The organism is Rhizobium sp. SG741 (genome assembly GCF_012275435.1).
GTDB lineage: Bacteria > Pseudomonadota > Alphaproteobacteria > Rhizobiales > Rhizobiaceae > Rhizobium > Rhizobium lusitanum.
In genome coordinates this window covers 588109-604996 of the sequence record NZ_JAAZQP010000003.1, presented here as the reverse complement: position 1 = coordinate 604996, position 16888 = coordinate 588109, and the positions used below count along the sequence as shown (strand labels likewise).

Below are 16888 nucleotides of genomic sequence, written 5' to 3'. Positions count from 1 at the left end.
GATCCGATTGTTTTGGAGCCCCCCGCCCCGCTCATGGCGGAGGCGGGGGTGTTCCACACGTCACGAGCTTAACCGCATGACGCAGTTTTTCCTCATTCCACGGTCCCTGCCCAATCGGTCGTCCGCAAGGGTAATTCCAGCCGACGCGATATCCCGATGCTCTCCAGAAATATCTCGTCGTGGCTGACCACCAGCAGCGCGCCGTCATAAGCGCGCAATCCCGCCTCGACGGCTGCGATCGAATCGATATCGAGATGGTTGGTGGGTTCGTCGAGGATCAACAGTGCTGGCGGCACCGTTCCGCCGAGCACGCAGGCAAGGCCTGCGCGCAACAGCTGTCCGCCGCTCAAGGTGGAGACGATCTGCAGCGCCGCATCCGCCCTGAACATGAAGCGCGCGAGCGCGGCGCGGCAGGCCGTTTCGTCCGCATCCGGATTGATGTCCCGGAAGTTGTCGCGGATCGAAAGCGATGGATCGAGCAGGCTGACGCGCTGATCCAGGATGGCTGAGGAGACGACGCGCACCGTCCCGCTCCATGGCTCCAACGCACCGGAGATGAGTGCCAGAAGAGTCGTCTTGCCCGAGCCGTTCGGCCCGGTGACCGCAATGCGTTCCGGGCCGGTGATGACGAAATCGAAATCGCCGATAATCGGTCGTTCCGGCTGATAGCCGGCGGTGACTTTCTCCATCTTCAGAACGATCCGGCTTGCCGGCAATCCCGATGTCGGCAGCTTGACCGTCAGCGGTTGCAGGATCTCGATATTTTCGCGGGCGGCTGCGGCATCCTGCAAAGCCTGGGCGCGCCGGCGCTCGGCAAGGCGCGCGTTCTCGCCGCCCGTCGTCTCGCTTCGCTCCTTCAATCCGCCGAGCATGATGCGCGGTATGCCGCCTTTGGCCGCCATCTTCCGGCCGGCCTTGTCCCGGCGGGCCTGCCGCTCGACTGTTGCCTGCGCGCTTCGTGCGACCTCCACTACGCGCTTCTCGGCCTCGGCGAACTCATGCTCGACCGCCGCCAGCTCCAGGGCCTTGCGTTCACGATATTGGCTCCAGTTGCCGCCGTAACGTGTCGCCCCGAGCGAGGTCAGCTCGACGATCGCATCCATCGCATCGAGCAGCTCCCTGTCATGGCTGACCACGATCGCGCCCGCTCTCCAGTTCGAAAGCAGATCGATCACCGAGGCACGGCCGTCGCGGTCGAGATTATTGGTCGGTTCGTCCAGAATGAGGAAGTCGGGATCGTCGACGATCAGCGTCGCAAGGCCACATCGCGTGCGCTGCCCGCCAGACAGGGTGACGAGAAGTGTCTCGGGCGAGACATCGAGCCCGACGCGATGGAGCGCCGAGGCGATGCGGGCCTCCAGCGTCCAGTCCGCCGAGGCGAGCTCTTCGGCCGTTGCCCCGCCAGCCTCCGCACGCTTCAGGACGGCCAGTGCCTCGCTCGCCCCGAAGAGATCGGCGACGGTTTCACCGGCCTGCACTTGAACGCTCTGACGCAGGATGCCCAGTCTGCCGTTGAAGGAGACCGTGCCGGACCGGGGCTGCAATTCGCCGGCAACGAGCTTGAGCAGCGTCGTCTTGCCGACGCCGTTGCGGCCGACAAGGCCCGTGCGTTCGGTGCCGAAGCTCAGATCGAGATTGGAAAGAAGCGGCCGGCCGTCAGGCGTGGACCAAGAAAGATTGGATAGAACGATGGATGAAGGCATGGATACGAATGTCCCCGATGGCAAGGCTGAACGGCATTGCGGTCGGGTTGGAATCCATTGCGGCACACATCCTGTTTGAATGACTGATGCCCATAAGTTAGGCGACAAATAGTTTCAGTTCAAGCTTGGGCGTCGACGGCATCAAGAAAGCTTATGACTCGCTTCCAGGTGAGGTCGGCAGCCGTGGCATCATAATCGGGCAGGCTGGCATCGGTATAAAGATGGCCGCCGCCGGGATAGGTGAATATATCCGCCGCGATCCCGGACCGCGCGGCCGCCGATCGCCAGGCGGCAACATCCTCCTCCGGTTCGAACGGATCCGGTTCGGCAAGATGGAGCTGAACGGGCAGGCCCTTGCGGGCATTGTCGGCAATTCCGGCGATGCCATGCAGGAAAAGGACGCCGGCGGTCTTCGGCCGTTTCGGCCAGAGGCTCGCCGCAACGGCGGCGCCCATCGAAAACCCGGCGAGCACAGTCGATGCAGGCAGGCCCGCCATCGCCCATTCCGCGCGTTCGCAAATCGTCGGCCAGCCGATTTCGTCCTTGAATTCAAAGCCTTCTTCGATCGATCGGGCGATCAGCCCTTCATAGAGATCCGGTGCGAAAGCCTTGTGTCCGGCCGCCTGCACGCGCTCGACCGCCTCATTTTCGAGAGAACGCAAGCCATAGACGGAGTGGAAGAAGATCACGGTTGCCATCGCCATATCCCTGCAATTTCGATCAGCGGTAACATAAGGCAATTGCCGCTGCAGGCAACTTGTCCGCCCATGGTCTGTCGTCGGAACAATATCCACAAAAAGAAAAAACCCGGTGTTGGCCTGAGGCCGAACACCGGGAAAGAGGCAGGGCTTATTGGCTATCACCCTGCGGGGAAACTATTTTCCGACTTCAGTCGCGGAAGCTGCGGAAGGCGGAGAGGCGCGTGCGGCGACGCGCGGAATTGGTCAGGTGGCTGGACGGGTCCTCGAAGAAAGTCGAGGTGATCAGCGCGGCGTGGAGGTCCTGGCGGGTCAGGCCGATGTCCTTCAGCTGGCTGTCGTTCAGCTCATTCAGATAGTGGATCTCGCGGCGATTGCGGATTGCGCGCCAGCCGGATGCCACATTGGCGAAAGCAAGCATCAAGCGTGCCGTCAACGGCAGCGACCGTGTTGCAGGGCCGAGGTGAAGTGTCCGATCTGTCGTGCGCATTTCCGTAGTCCTTTCCTTGAGGCACACGCTAGCCAAGCCCCTTCCCGATGGTCTGGGAAAGGGGCGTCGGCCGGGAGAAGTTCGACAAGAGTTTCTGTTCGATTGGTATGCTGAATTGCATCAGGAAGATGCCAAAGCCCTATTGATCAGTCCAACGAATGTTTCTAATGATAACTATCAAACTCCTTTATAGGTGAGACCATGGCCGCGCCGCTCGACCTCGACCAATTGCAGACCTTCATCGCAATCGTGGATTCCGGCAGCTTCACCAAGGCCGCCGACCGGGTATTCAAGACACAGTCGGCGGTTTCGATGCAGATGCGCCGGCTGGAAGAGCGCGTCGGCAAGCAGCTTTTCATCAAGGACGGCCGCGGCAACCGCCTGACCGCCGAAGGCGAAAAACTGCTCAACTACGCCCGCCGCATCATCCGCCTGAACAACGAAGCGATGGCCGCCTTCGACGACAACCGTCTCGAAGGGACGTTGCGGATCGGCACGCCGGATGATTACGCCGACCGCTACATGCCCGAGATCATCGGCCGCTTCGCCAAGACGCATCCGAACGTCGAGCTCTACATCGTCTGCGAACCCTCGGTCGATCTTGCCGAGCGCATGCATCGCGGCGAGCTCGATATCGCGCTCGTCACGCACAATCCGCGTGAGAGAATGTCCGATGTCGTGCGGACGGAGCCGCTCTGCTGGGTCGGCTCGGCCAACCATCCGCTGCGCGACGATGCACCCATCCCGCTCGCCGTCGGGCGGCGCGACTGTCAGTGGCGCCAGCTTGCCTGCTCGGCGCTCGATGCCGGCGGCCGCGACTATCAGATCCTGTTCACCAGCTGGTCCTGCACCGTGGTTGCGGCGGCGGTGCTCGCCGGGATGGCGGTTTCGGTCATGCCGGAATCGGCGCTCAGGACCGGCATGAAAGTGCTGACCCAGGCCGACGGTTTCCCACCCCTGCCGCCGGTGCAGATCGGCATCATGAAGCGGGCGGGCCTTTCCGTGTCGCTGATGAACGCCATCACCGCCCATATCTCCGCCTGCCTGGACAACATCACGCCGGCAGCGGTCGACGACGACCTCGATGGCGAGGTGAAGACCTACACCCGCTATTCTCCAAGGCTGCGCGCCGGGCATATTCTGCCGGGCTGGTAAGCGCCTTTTCGGCAACCGGCGCCTCATTGCCCGATCTTGCTACGGTGCCGGCTCTGCCAGCAGCGTAGCGCGGATCACCTGTTTCCATTCATGCAGCAAGCGTATCGACATTCCATGGTCGCTCATGATGGCAAAGCGGACGGATGCGCCGATCAAATGGCTGAAGAGCTGCGTGCGCGCCTTCAGGTCGATGCGGCTTTCGGCCGGCAGGAAGGGCTGGATATTACTGAGGAATATTTCAGCGACGTGATTGCTGTGCTGCATGTTGAGCTGCAGGATATCCCTGTCTATCTCCGTTCCCAACCATACGCCCAGATAGGCCGGATCGCCGCGAAATTCGCGGTAGTACCAATCGATCATGCCGCAAACCAGTTCTACGGCATGGTCAAGCGACCTTACGGCGGCGAAGGCTTCCCCGACCTTCTGCTGGATGAGATTGGCGTGACGCTCGAGCAAGGCCCTGACAATCGCGGCCTTGTCCGGGAAATACTGATAGATCGAACCGATCGGGATCCCGGCCACGGTGGCCAGCTCCGTCATTTTCACCGCGCTGACGCCCTTCTCCGCGATCAGCCTGGCGGCAACGGCGAGAATGGCGTCGACACGCTGGATGCTTCGTTCCTGCTGCGGCCTCTTGCGGAACGTGGTGTGGGCGGGGCTATCAGGACTCATGCATTTCCCGTTTCCTTGTCATGCGGAACGACGCGGGGCGTGGAGACGCTATGGCACACACGCGTTCAACGCGCGTAAAAGGGAAAATTCCAATTTTAAGTATAGTCGAGATGCACGCTGCGGCTGCGACGACCAAGGCCGGCCATGGTCTCGGCCTTGGTGCATGATGATTGCCTCATCGGGAGGCATCGACGACGTATGATGCGCCCTACGCCACGTATTTTTTCAGGAACTCGACTGTTCGGCCCCAGGCCAGATCCGCAGCCTTCTTGTCATAACGGGCGGCGGACGTATCATTGTTGAAGGCGTGGTTGACCCCGTCATAGACGAAGATCTCGAAGGTCTTGCCGCCGGCCTGCAACTCCTTGCGATAGGCATCGATACCGGCATTGATGCGATCGTCCAGGCCGGCATAATGCAGCAGAAGAGCGGCCTTGATGTTCGGGACATCGCTCGCCGGCGGCTGCGCGCCGTAATAGGCGACACCGGCCTTCAATTCCGGCGAAATGGTCGCGAAGCGATTGATAAGGCCGCCGCCCCAGCAGAAGCCGACAGCGCCGACCTTGCCGTTGGCTCCGTCGAGCTTGGCGAGATAGGCGAGGCTCGCCTCGGCATTGGCTGCCGTCAGCGCCGGGTCGAGATTGGTGAACATGTCGCGCGCCTTGTCCTCGTCCTCGGGCGTGCCGCCGAGCGGCGACAGGAAGTCCGGCGCCAGCGCGATAAAACCTTCCAGTGCCATGCGGCGCGCCACGTCACGAATATGCGGATTGAGGCCACGATTTTCGTGGATGACGATGACGCCGCCGAGCTTGCCGGCCGCATTCTTCGGACGGACGAGATACCCCTTCATCTCGCCCTTGCTGCCGGCGTAGGTGACATCCTTGCCTTCCACCCGGTTGTCGTCGGCGGCGATGACCTCGGCACTCGCCTTGTTGGCGGCAAGCAGCGGCGCGATGGCGGCGGCAGCTCCGGCCGAGCCCGCAAGCTTCGTCAGCTTTTCCATGAAGCCCCGACGATCGAGCGTCAGATGCGTATATTCGTCATAGGCGTTGATCATCGCCTGCGTCACGATGGGCTTGTCCGTGCTCATGGTCCTGTTCTCCCTATTTTTCTCCGGCAGCCGGCACGTTGCCGCAAGCCACCCGCTGACAAGATAGGTCGCCGGGTCGCGGCGTAACGACAAAGGAAGAACACAAATACGTTACCGCAGGTTGCTATCAGCGATTACGCACGCCGCACGCCGCTTAGGAGAAGGCGAGCCAGACGCCGAGCCAGACCCACATGCCGGCCAGCACAATATAGCCCAGGGCAAAGAGCGGGCTGCGGTAGCGCAGGTTGTTGCTGGTCACATGCACGAAGGCATGCACATAGCGCGTGGCGACGAACAGCCAGGCAAGGATCACGGCAGGCAGGTTATCCGCCTGGGTCACATAGAGCACGATGCAGCAGACGTAAAAGAGCAAGGGAAGCTCGAACTGATTGGCGATGCTGTTGCGCACCACCAGGCTTTCCGCAGGCTCGTCGCCGGCATGGTTTTCGCGAAATTGTGAGGGCTTGATCCGGCCGTCGTTCACCAGAACGCGGCGACGCCAACCCAGCAATGCATAGAGAATGAAAACAAGCACCGCATGCGCCACCATCGGCCAGAACATTTCATAGCCTGTCAAGTCGCCAACTCCTTTGGAATTTCCGAAAGCCGAAACGGTCGATCAGGACGGTCTGGAGCCGTCCGGCGAGAGGTAGCGAAAAATCGCGAAACGGGCCAGCAGAATAACGGTCACTACCAGCGTCAGGAACTTCAGCCTCACGATGATTGGCAGCACGCTTGAAAGAAGCGTTACGGTCGAGTCCGCTGGCATCGCCGGCGGATAAAGCATGAGGCCGGCGATATTCTCGGCATAATCGACAACCCCATAAAAGACCGGCAGACAGAAAATGACTGTGGTCGCGCCCGGCGGAAGGGGGCGGCCGAAGAAGAAACCGCCGGGACCGATCAGACGCATCAGGCAGAACAACAGGCCGGCCAGCACCAGCGGAAAGACCAGTTCCGGTCCGAGATACATGGAATGCAGGATTGCAGCCGGATCGGGATGATCCTTGAGATAGCGCACCATGGCAATGACATCACCCTGCTCGTAGCCGCCGATGCGCGCATCCAGCATCTGCTGCCCCGCCGCATTGCGAAAGGCAGTGACGAAGCCGGCATAGATCCAGGCAAACAGCGCCAGGCAGAGAGCCGCGAGGATCGCCGTCAGGCCCTGCAGGGACCTGACGCTGCCTTGGGCTTGATCTGCCATCAATCAGACGCCTCCACCCGGATAGTTCGGGCTTTCGCGGGTGATCGTGACGTCATGGGCATGGCTTTCACGCAGGCCCGCGCCGGAGATGCGCACAAAAGTGGCGCGCTCCTGGAAGTCCTTGAGATCGGCGCCGCCGACATAGCCCATCGCAGCCTTGAGGCCGCCGGCGAGCTGATGCAGCACGCCCGAGACCGGGCCCTTGTAGGGTACCTGGCCTTCGATGCCTTCCGGCACCAGCTTCAGCGTGTCGCGGACCTCAGCCTGGAAGTAGCGATCGGCCGAGCCGCGCGCCATGGCACCGACGGAGCCCATGCCGCGATAGGCCTTGAAGGAGCGACCCTGGTAGAGATAGACCTCGCCCGGGCTTTCATCCGTGCCGGCCAGCAGCGAGCCGACCATAGCGGCGGAAGCGCCGGCGGCGATGGCCTTGGCCAGATCGCCGGAGAACTTGATGCCGCCATCGGCGATGACGGGGATGTTCTGGTCCTGAGCGGCCTGGACCGCCGACATGATGGCCGCGAGCTGCGGCACGCCGACGCCAGCGACGATGCGGGTCGTGCAGATGGAGCCGGGGCCGATGCCGACCTTGACGGCGTCCGCGCCGGCATCGATCAGCGCTCGCGTGCCGTCATAGGTGGCGACATTGCCGGCCATGATGCGGACCGAGTTGGTGAGCTTCTTGACGCGGGTGACGGCGTCGAGAACGCGCTGCGAATGGCCATGGGCGGTATCCACGACAAGGAGGTCGACGCCGGCTTCGATCAGGCGTTCGGCGCGCTCGAAGCCGTCGTCGCCGACGCTGATGGCGGCGGCGGCGCGCAGGCGGCCCTGCGCATCCTTCGAGGCATTCGGGTTGAGCTGCGACTTCTCGATATCCTTGACCGTGATCAGGCCGACGAGGCGACCTTCGCCGTCTACAACAAGCAGTTTCTCGATGCGATGCTTGTGCAGCAGGCGCTTGGCTTCCTGCTGCTGCACGCCGTCCGTGACCATGATGAGGTTTTCACGGGTCATCAGCTCGTAGATCTTCTGCTGAGGATCGGAAGCGAAGCGGACGTCGCGATTGGTGAGGATGCCAACGGGGAGTTGCGACTTTTCAACGACCGGAATGCCGGAAATGCCATGCGCCCTCATCAGGGCGAGTGCCTCGGCAAGCGTCGCGTCGGGACCGATCGTCACCGGATTGACCACCATGCCGCTTTCGAATTTCTTGACCTGGCGGACCTCTTCGGCCTGCTGGACCGGCGTCAGGTTGCGGTGGATAACGCCGAGGCCGCCGGCCTGTGCCATGGCGATGGCAAGACGGCTTTCCGTCACCGTGTCCATCGCGGCTGACATGATCGGCAGGTTCAGTTCGATGTCCTGGGCGATGCGGGTGGCAATATTCGTCTGGCCGGGCATGACCTCGGAGTGTCCCGGCTGCAGGAGCACGTCGTCGAATGTCAGAGCATCCAACCCGGTTGACGTTTCAATAATGCGTGCCATGGCCAAATTCCTTCGTCTGTGAAAAACAGCAAGGCTCCGGAACGAATCGTCTACCGGGCGATCTTGCAAGTGTTGCTTGGAAGTTGGCGAGGGCTGGTAACACGTCTATGACAGGAAGGGAATAGGGAAAAGCGCCCGGTGGATAACACCATCCCCCACACCGTGCCATGAAACTGCAAACGGCGAGTGTTTGGGCGGCTTTTATGGAAATCCGCTCTCTAGGCATGCAACCGTTGCAGGCATCCGGGATTTCGATTGCCGTATGAGGTTCACTTTGCCATGCTGGGACATACTGGGCGCGCAGCTTTGAACGGAAGAGAGATCGGGGATGAAGACAGTCACCGCCGGAGTCCTGGAAATCGCCTATCACGAAACCGGACCGCTCGACGGCAAGCCGGTCATCCTGCTGCACGGCTTCCCCTATGATGTCCATGCCTACGACGAGGTCGCACAACAGCTTGCAACAGAGGGCTGGCGCTGTCTCGTGCCGTTCCTGCGCGGCTACGGCCCGACCCGTTTCCTGTCAGACGAGACCTTCCGCTCCGGAGAGCAAGCGGCGCTCGGCGCCGATCTGCTGGCATTCATGGATGCGCTATCCATCCCTTCAGCCGTGCTCGGGGGTTATGATTGGGGCGGACGGGCAGCCTGCATCGTCGCAGCACTTTGGCCCGAGCGCGTTCGAGGGCTGGTGAGCTGCGGAACGGGATACAACATCCAGAATATCGCCATGGCCGAACACCCGGTCTCGCCGGAGGAAGAATGCCGTTATTGGTATCAGTATTATTTCCACTCGGAACGCGGCCGAGCCGGGCTTGCTCAGAATCGTCGCGACTTTTGCCGTTTCATCTGGCGGATATGGTCTCCGACATGGACATTCGATGACGCCACCTTCGAACAGAGCTATCTCGCGTTTGAAAATCCCGATTTCGTTGACATCGTCATTCACTCCTATCGGCATCGCTTCGGTGGCATCCCTGGGGATCCTGCGTTGCAGCCCATCGAGGCGCTACTAGCGAAACAGCCTGACATCACCGTGCCGACTGTCGTGCTGCAGGGAGCAGACGACGGGGTCGATCCACCAGATGCGATCGACTACGCCGCCAGCCATTTCACAACACCATTTTATGAGCGCCGCATCATTCCCAAGGTAGGTCACAACTTGCCGCAGGAAGCGCCGGCCGCCTTTGCAGCCGCCATCCGTTCCGTCGCGAGATAGGGTGATGATCTATTCCACGACTGTAGCGTAAGGCTTATGTCCGGGAGCCAAGGCAGGACTATCCCCTGCCCTCACAAGTCGAACTGATAGGTCTTCGGAATGTAGCGGAAGCCTTCCGGCTGCTTCTCGACGAAGCCGACGGCGGGGAAAGGCATGTGGAAGCCGAGGAAGGGAATGCGGTCGGCGGCGATCATATCGAAGATGCGCCGCCGGGTTTTGGCGGCTTGAGTCTTATCCACATCGAAGCGGACTTCCCAGTCCGGACGGCCGACGGACAGGATATAGTGATTGGCGGTATCGCCGGTCATGACAAGCTGCTTGCCGTCCGATTCCAGATGAAACACGAGATGGCCGGGCGTGTGACCAGGCGCGAGCATGGCGGTCATGCCGCTGACGATCTGGTCGCCATCCTTAAGGAAGGTCATCTTTTCGGCGAAGGGCACCACATTGGCAAGCACGGACTTCTGGCCGCCTTCGGCGGGCGTGCCTTCGCGCGCCTTGTCGGTCCAGAAGCCATATTCGATCTCGCCGGCAACGTAGCGGGCGTTCGGAAATGCCGGAACGCCATCCTCCATCAGCCCGCCGATATGGTCTCCGTGCAGATGCGTCAGGGCGACGACGGTCACCTGTTCCGGCGTATAGCCGACGGCCTTCAGGCCCTCGCGAAAGCGGCCAAGACCGCGGGCGCGGCCGGCGGCGCCGATGCCGGTGTCGACGACGATCACGTCGGAACCCGTGTCGATAATGGCGGGCGTATAGCTGTTCACAAGCTTTTCCGTCGGCAGGAGATTCTGCTCCAGCAGTTTGCGGACCGTATCCGGTGCCTGGTTCGAGCCGAAGATTTCCCAAGGGTTGTCCATGACACTGGCACCGTCCTTGATGACGGTGACGGTGCAGGATCCCAATTTGAACTGGTGCGCGTCTGGGGGCGGAACGGCAGTCATGATGTCACTCCTTGTACTGGGGCAGCGTAAGCTGCGCCTATCATCGCCGCCGGCAACGAGGGCCGGGAATATGATCTTGCGTGACCGATAATTTGGTCATGACAAGGCAATCCAATTCCGCTAATACACGGGCGGCGTTTTATGCGTTTAGCATTTCCATGCTCTTAGCATATGTCAAATCCTGCGTTCCGCGCCACGCGGCGGCGGACATCACGAAGACGTGATCTCCGAGCGATCATGGAGCAGAATCCGGGATTGGCAGCGGCTTCACATAGGACTACAGAGCGGCTGGCTGCCTCCCCAGCGGTCCGCCTTCCCGAAGATAAGACCCATCAAGGCAAGCGCCTATGAATCGCATCGTTCCGCTGATCCTCGCCGTCGCTCTCTTCATGGAACAGATGGATTCCACGGTCATCGCGACAGCGCTGCCGGCGATCGCCAACGATCTGCATGTCGGCCCGATCACCCTCAAACTGGCGCTGACCTCCTACATGGTGTCGCTCGCGGTATTCATCCCGATCAGCGGCTGGATGGCGGACCGCTTCGGTGCGAAGAACATTTTCCGCATCGCCATCTGCGTCTTCGTCATCGGCTCCATCATGTGCGCCTTTTCGGGCGGCCTCTTGGAATTCGTCTTTGCCCGCTTCCTGCAGGGTGTCGGTGGCTCGATGATGACACCGGTCGGGCGCCTGGTGCTGGTGCGCACCACGCAGAAGAGCGATCTGGTCTCGGCCATGGCGCTTCTTTCCATTCCGGCACTTGTCGGCCCGCTGGCCGGCCCGCCGCTCGGCGGTTTCATCACTACCTATGCCTCCTGGCACTGGATCTTCCTGATCAACGTGCCCGTCGGCATTCTCGGCGTCATCCTGTCGTCAATCTTCCTGCCGGAAGTCGAGGCCACCATGCCGCCGAAGCTCGATGCTATCGGCTTCCTGCTGACGTCCTTCGCGGCGGCCGGCGTCGTCTTCGGCATGTCGGTCATCAGCCTGCCGGCGCTCCCGCCATACATCGGCATCTCGGCCATCGTCATCGGCTTCGTCTGCGGCTTCCTCTATATCGGCCACGCACGTCGCCACCCCGCACCGATCCTCGATCTGTCTCTGTTGAAGAACGGCACCTTCCGCGCTTCCGTCACCGGCGGCACGCTGTTTCGCATCTGCATCGGCGCCATGCCCTTCCTGACGCCGCTGATGCTGCAGCTCGGCTTCGGCCTCAATCCGTTCCAGTCCGGCCTGATCACCTTTGCCGGCGCGATCGGCGCGATCTCCACCAAGTTCATCGCGCGCCGGGTCTTTACCGCTGTCGGCTTCAAGACAGCACTTCTTTCGGCTGCGGCCGTCACGACAATTACGACGATCTGCACCGGCCTCTTCCAGCCGTGGACGTCGCATCTCATCATCATCGGAGTGCTGTTGATCGGCGGCTTCTCGCGCTCGTTCTTCTTCACCGGGATCAATGCGCTCGCCTTTGCCGATATCAGCGACAAGCAGGCGAGCCAGGCGACCTCCATGAGCTCCGTCATGCAGCAGATCAGCCTGGCGCTCGGCGTCGCGGTCGCTGCCATGATCCTGGAAACCTCGACTTTCTTCCGCGGTACGGAACTGCAGGTCAGCGATTTCCACATCGCCTTCTTCTGCATCTCGGCCCTGACCGTGCTTGCCACTATTCCCTTCATCAGAATGGATCGCAGCGCCGGCGCCACGGTCTCCGGCCACAAGGCCGGCCTGAAGCGCGTAGCCACCCCGCAGACACAGGTGCAGCAGCCGGCCGCAAAATGATGACGCGTCAGTCAGGCGTCGGCGCCTATTCCGGTCTTTCGCAGACGGCGCTCAGCTTGTTGCCATCGGGGTCGCGCACATAGGCAGCATAGAAATTGGCATGGAAGGAGCGAAGGCCGGGCTTGCCCTCATCGGTGCCGCCATTGGCCAGGGCCGCGGCATGGAAGGCGTCGACATCCGAGCGGCTTTCCGCATGCAGAGCAACCATCGAGCCATTGCCGATCGTTGCGGCGCGGTGATCATAGGGAGTCACCACCCAGAACCGGCAACGGACGTCACCATCGGCGGCATAGCCGATTTCCTCGTCCGATTCGCGTTGACGCCGGTAGCCGAGGATCGGCAGAACTGCGTCATAGAAGCCGCGGGCACGCGGAATGTCGTTGGAACCGAGCGTGACGTAAAGAAGCATGGTGATGATGAGCCGCCTTCAGTATCGAGGGGACCACATCATCGACCAAAAGCGACTGCTCAATCAAGCGCTTATTGTGCCGTGCTCGACATTGCGTCCCTTGAAGCCTTTTGCCAGCAGGAACATTTCGACCGATTCCGCCCTGGATGCACCCGGCTTCACATGGACGACCTGGCGGAAGTTCTGCTTCAGCAGGTTCAGCAGGTCGCGCTCCGTGCCGCCCTGGAAGGTCTTGGCGAGGAAATGCCCGCCCTCGGCCAGAACCTCGATTGCGAAATGCGCCGCGACCTCGCAGAGATGCATAGTGCGCAGGTGATCGGTGCGGTGATGGCCCGTCGTCGGCGCCGCCATATCCGACATCACCAAGTCCGGCTCACCGCCGACAGCATCGACCAGCCGTTGCGGCGCGTCCGGGTCGAGAAAGTCGAGCTGCAGGATGGTGACGCCAGGCAGATGCGCCATTTCCAGAAAGTCGATGGCCGCGACGCGAATATCGTCTTCCGTCGAGCCGGTCACCTTGGCCGCGATCTGCGACCAGCTTCCCGGTGCCGCACCCAGATCGATGATGCGGCGTGCGCCCTTCAGGATCTGGTGCTTCTCGTCGATCTCCAGCAGCTTGAAGGCGGCGCGGGCGCGATAGCCTTCAAGCTGGGCTCGCTGCACATAGGGATCGTTGATGTGCCGATGCAGCCACTCCCGCGAGGAGGCCTTCAGCTTCTTTTTCTTGACGCGCTGGCCGAGCTTGCGGCCCGTGCGGTTGCCGGCGATGGTTGGCTTACTCAAGTCTGCGGCCCCTTTACGTCCCTCGGTCGATAACCGCGGCGCGAGCGGCCCCGCCGCCAAACGCCGTCATCCGCCATCATGTCGGTAAGCAATCCCTCGCGCAGGCCACGATCGGCAACGCGCATGCGCGGGCTCGGCCAGCGGCGGCGGATCGCCTCCAGAATGGCGCAGCCCGCAAGAACCAGATCGGCGCGATCCGGCCCGATGCAGGGATTGGCGGCGCGGCCGGCAAAGTCCCACGAGAGCAGCTTCGCCTGCATCGCGCTCACCTCGTCGTCCGACAGCCAGACACCGTCGACCCTGCGCCGATCGTAACGCGGCAGATCGAGATGCACACCGGCAAGTGTCGTCACCGTGCCTGACGTGCCGATCAGATGGAAATCGCCGCTATCGCGTGCGGCCCCCTGTACCGGCGGGCAATCGAAATGTTCGAGCATGCGCTCAACCTCGCACACCATCGTCTCGAACAGCTCCGGCGTTACGTCGCGTCCGCCGTGCCGCTCCGAAAGCGTCACCACGCCGACGGGCAGTGAGGTCCAATGGGTGATATGATTGGCAAGCCGGCTCGAGCGGTTTTCGCCGATGCGGATGACGGCAATCTCGGAGGAGCCGCCGCCGATATCGAAAAGCACGACCGAACGCGCTTCCGGCCCGACGAGCGACGAGCAACCGGAGACGGCAAGCCGCGCTTCGGTCTCGCGGTCGATGATCTCCAGCTGCAATCCCGTTTCGGCGGTGACGCGCTCGAGGAAGGCCTCGCCATTGTCAGCCGCACGGCAAGCTTCGGTCGCGATCAGCCGCATGCGGCGGATCTCACGCGTCTTCAGCTTGGCGGCGCAGATGCGCAACGCTTCGACGGCCCGGTCCATGGCATCGCCGGACAGCCGTCCGCTGGCACCAAGCCCCTCGCCGAGACGCACGATTCGCGAGAATGCATCGATGACCCGGAACTGCCCCGGGCGCGTCGGCTGCGCGATCAGCAGGCGGCAATTGTTGGTGCCGAGATCAAGCGCGGCGTAAAGGTCGACCGGACGGGAATCGCCTTCGGCATGATGGTGCTGCGCATGCCCCTCGCGCCGCGGCATCGATTGCCGGTCATGGCGATGATCCTCATGGACCTGCACATGCCCGGCGGCAAACGCGTTCGTCGGGGCGACAATCTGTGCGGTCTTCTCATGCGCCAGCGGCCGGCCCTGCAAACCGCGTTTGCTGCGGTGCTTGCGCCGGTTCTTGCCGCTCTTGTGCGATGAGGGATGCCCATGATCCGACGCGGCACGGTGTTCCGGCGCGGACAAGGGCTGCTGTATCGGAGAAGCATGCTGCCCATCACCATGGGCTCCGCCGCGGGCGCGGCGTCGGCGCTTTCGCTTTTTGGCCGGGGAACCGGCTTCATCCTCTGTTGGGCGCGTCGCCGCCGGGCTGGGCTTGCCTGCCTGACTGGCCTCGGCAGAATGAGCGGTCGGACGGCCATGGCCGCCACGCTTGCGCTTCGCGCGCCGGGAGGATTTACCCTTCCTGCGCTCTGCTTCCGACGCCCCGTCTGCCTGCGGCGCTTTGCCGCTGTCGGGGTCACTCACGTATCTTTTCCACCGCGCCGAGCGACGCCTTCCGGCATGCTGCAGGCGCTCATTCGATTTTCGTTGGGCCGAGAATACCAGCAGGATGGGTTTTCGCCAAATTCTTTTTAGATCGCGCCATTTTAGCTATTCGGTCGCGCTGCTTCCAGCATCCCCCTAACCCGAAACGGCGGCCATCAGGGACGAAACAGATTTTCCACCATGAATTTTACAAAGGCTTGTATTTTTGGCGACAATTGACGGCTCGACGGCCAGAGAATGCGGAATTCGCCGACATCCTCGATATAGTCGGCCAGAACGGAGACGAGCTTTCCCTCCGCAATTTGCCTGCTGATGGTAAAGAGCGGCAGACAGGCGACACCAAGCCCAGCCTCAGCCATACTGATCAGCGGCTCGAGCGTGCTTGCCATCGACGATACAGGCAGCTCCAATTTTCCCACCCCAGCATCGTGGCGTAGCGGCCAGCGTTCCAGCCTGCCGGTTGACGGATATTTGTGGTGGAGACACATGTGTGCGGCGAGGTCTTCCGGCCTTTTGGGAATCCCGAAGCGGTCGAAATACTCCTTCGACCCGACAACACGGTGGGAGAATCTTCCGAGCGTCCGCACCATCAGGCGGCTGTCGGTCATTTCGCCAGTTCGCACCACTGCGTCGAACCCCTCTTCGATCACATCGACCAGGCGATCCGTAAAATCGAGGTCGATCATCACGTCCGGGAACGCGCGCATGAATTTGGTGATCGTGGGCATGAAAAGCATGCCGGCGAGGGGCAAGCTCACGCGGAGCCAGCCACGGGGCGCGGCGATAGTTTGCGACAATTCCTGTTCTGCCGCTTCTATCTCGGAGAAAATTCGCCTGCAGCGCTCGAGAAACATAATACCCTCGGCTGTAATCGCGATGCTGCGGGTGTTTCGGTGAAACAGGCGTACGCCAAGCCTTTTCTCCAAGCGGGCCATGGTTTTGCCGATGGCCGACGAGGAAACGCCGAGTATCTCTCCTGCGCGGACAAAACTGCGGGTTTCCGCCGCAATCACGAACACATTCAACGCGGCGATATTGTCCATGGCGAGAAATCCCATTGCGGACGTCAACGTCCACTATCTGCGGATGACTAGCCCATTTTTTCCGCCTTTGTCGCCGGCTATCTCTAGCAACGCGGCAAATTCCGCCTGACAACTTTTGAACGGAGATCGCGTGACCCATCCCCAAAAAGCCGAATTCCAATTCGCTTCTCAGCCCACCGTGTTCGTCGTGAACGTCATTCATGCCCATCCGGGCAAGCAGGAGGAAGCATTCAAAATCATCCAGGATGTCGTGCACTATGTTGCGGAACGGAAGGAAGGATTTCTATGGAGTAACCTGTCGAAAAGTACGGACGGCAAAACCGTCGTGAATATCGAGGCGATCCGCGACGAGAACAATGTCGACGAATTCTTTTCCGATCCGGCCTTTCTTGAAAAATTTAAGAAGCTCGATACCGTCTCTGAAAGCGAATTTCACATCTACAAGGTTTCTGACCTCGTGCTTCCGCGTCCACTCGTGGGATAAGCATTTCCGTTTCTTCCGACCGCGCATCAGAGATCGGAAGAAACGACCACATCAGCGCAAACCGCCGTTTGCGTTGATGGCAGCCGCGACCGAACGGCGCGATTTGAGCCGATGAACAGAGCACTCTCCA

17 protein-coding genes are annotated in these 16888 nt (G+C 61.5%); 4 read left to right on the top strand and 13 right to left on the bottom strand.

What is annotated here, in order from left to right; all coding sequences use genetic code 11:
* Positions 1 to 92: 92 nt before the first annotated feature.
* From FHT29_RS11325 to FHT29_RS11315, 3 genes are all read right to left on the bottom strand, one after another.
* Entirely contained in the window at positions 93 to 1703 is a 1611-nt protein-coding gene (locus tag FHT29_RS11325; protein WP_168599678.1) for an ABC-F family ATP-binding cassette domain-containing protein, read from the bottom strand.
* A gap of 119 nt (positions 1704 to 1822) precedes the next feature.
* On the bottom strand, positions 1823 to 2401 hold the full coding sequence (locus FHT29_RS11320; protein ID WP_037198958.1) for a dienelactone hydrolase family protein: 579 nt from the start codon (positions 2399 to 2401) through the stop codon (positions 1823 to 1825).
* Between the two features lie 190 nt (positions 2402 to 2591).
* Positions 2592 to 2891 carry a DUF1127 domain-containing protein gene (locus FHT29_RS11315; protein ID WP_168599677.1) on the bottom strand — a complete coding sequence of 100 codons (300 nt, stop codon included), beginning with the start codon at positions 2889 to 2891 and terminating at the stop codon, positions 2592 to 2594.
* Positions 2892 to 3092: 201 nt separating this feature from the next.
* Here FHT29_RS11315 and FHT29_RS11310 point away from each other — a divergent pair, with 201 nt between their 5' ends.
* Complete coding sequence (locus tag FHT29_RS11310; RefSeq protein WP_037198961.1) at positions 3093 to 4046, top strand: LysR substrate-binding domain-containing protein; 954 nt, start codon at positions 3093 to 3095, stop codon at positions 4044 to 4046.
* Between the two features lie 39 nt (positions 4047 to 4085).
* Here the strand turns inward: FHT29_RS11310 and FHT29_RS11305 are convergent, their stop codons facing one another.
* The 5 genes from FHT29_RS11305 to guaB form a co-directional block, all read right to left on the bottom strand.
* Positions 4086 to 4718 carry a TetR/AcrR family transcriptional regulator gene (locus tag FHT29_RS11305; RefSeq protein ID WP_047640456.1) on the bottom strand — a complete coding sequence of 211 codons (633 nt, stop codon included), beginning with the start codon at positions 4716 to 4718 and terminating at the stop codon, positions 4086 to 4088.
* A 208-nt stretch (positions 4719 to 4926) separates the two neighbouring features.
* Complete coding sequence (locus tag FHT29_RS11300) at positions 4927 to 5808, bottom strand: dienelactone hydrolase family protein (RefSeq protein ID WP_168599676.1); 882 nt, start codon at positions 5806 to 5808, stop codon at positions 4927 to 4929.
* A 154-nt stretch (positions 5809 to 5962) separates the two neighbouring features.
* Complete coding sequence (locus tag FHT29_RS11295; RefSeq protein WP_037198967.1) at positions 5963 to 6385, bottom strand: MAPEG family protein; 423 nt, start codon at positions 6383 to 6385, stop codon at positions 5963 to 5965.
* 42 nt (positions 6386 to 6427) lie between these two features.
* Positions 6428 to 7015, bottom strand: a complete 588-nt coding sequence (locus FHT29_RS11290) for a hypothetical protein (RefSeq protein WP_168598391.1) — start codon at positions 7013 to 7015, stop codon at positions 6428 to 6430.
* 3 nt (positions 7016 to 7018) lie between these two features.
* A complete protein-coding gene (gene guaB / locus FHT29_RS11285; RefSeq protein WP_037198972.1) occupies positions 7019 to 8503 on the bottom strand; it encodes an IMP dehydrogenase in 1485 nt (494 codons plus the stop codon).
* Positions 8504 to 8831: 328 nt separating this feature from the next.
* On the opposite strand from guaB, the gene FHT29_RS11280 reads away from it, so the two are divergent.
* Positions 8832 to 9719: an alpha/beta hydrolase gene (locus FHT29_RS11280; protein WP_168599675.1), complete on the top strand. Its 888-nt coding sequence runs from the start codon at positions 8832 to 8834 to the stop codon at positions 9717 to 9719.
* Positions 9720 to 9790: 71 nt separating this feature from the next.
* Here FHT29_RS11280 and FHT29_RS11275 read toward each other — a convergent pair whose 3' ends face one another.
* Entirely contained in the window at positions 9791 to 10663 is an 873-nt protein-coding gene (locus tag FHT29_RS11275; RefSeq protein WP_037198977.1) for an MBL fold metallo-hydrolase, read from the bottom strand.
* A 347-nt stretch (positions 10664 to 11010) separates the two neighbouring features.
* Between FHT29_RS11275 and FHT29_RS11270 the strand changes: the two genes are divergently transcribed.
* Positions 11011 to 12441: an MFS transporter gene (locus FHT29_RS11270; protein WP_037198979.1), complete on the top strand. Its 1431-nt coding sequence runs from the start codon at positions 11011 to 11013 to the stop codon at positions 12439 to 12441.
* A 25-nt stretch (positions 12442 to 12466) separates the two neighbouring features.
* Here FHT29_RS11270 and FHT29_RS11265 read toward each other — a convergent pair whose 3' ends face one another.
* From FHT29_RS11265 to FHT29_RS11250, 4 genes are all read right to left on the bottom strand, one after another.
* Positions 12467 to 12850, bottom strand: a complete 384-nt coding sequence (locus FHT29_RS11265) for a VOC family protein (protein WP_037198982.1) — start codon at positions 12848 to 12850, stop codon at positions 12467 to 12469.
* Between the two features lie 63 nt (positions 12851 to 12913).
* Complete coding sequence (locus FHT29_RS11260; protein WP_037198985.1) at positions 12914 to 13633, bottom strand: RlmE family RNA methyltransferase; 720 nt, start codon at positions 13631 to 13633, stop codon at positions 12914 to 12916.
* A complete protein-coding gene (locus FHT29_RS11255) occupies positions 13630 to 15210 on the bottom strand; it encodes a Ppx/GppA phosphatase family protein (protein WP_037198990.1) in 1581 nt (526 codons plus the stop codon). Before FHT29_RS11255 ends, FHT29_RS11260 begins: the two co-directional genes overlap by 4 nt.
* 176 nt (positions 15211 to 15386) lie before the next feature.
* Positions 15387 to 16274 carry a LysR family transcriptional regulator gene (locus FHT29_RS11250; protein ID WP_168599674.1) on the bottom strand — a complete coding sequence of 296 codons (888 nt, stop codon included), beginning with the start codon at positions 16272 to 16274 and terminating at the stop codon, positions 15387 to 15389.
* Between the two features lie 130 nt (positions 16275 to 16404).
* On the opposite strand from FHT29_RS11250, the gene FHT29_RS11245 reads away from it, so the two are divergent.
* The gene (locus tag FHT29_RS11245; RefSeq protein ID WP_037198993.1) at positions 16405 to 16758 is read left to right on the top strand and encodes an antibiotic biosynthesis monooxygenase; all 354 of its coding nucleotides are present in this window, start codon (positions 16405 to 16407) and stop codon (positions 16756 to 16758) included.
* The last annotated feature ends 130 nt before the right edge of the window (positions 16759 to 16888 follow it).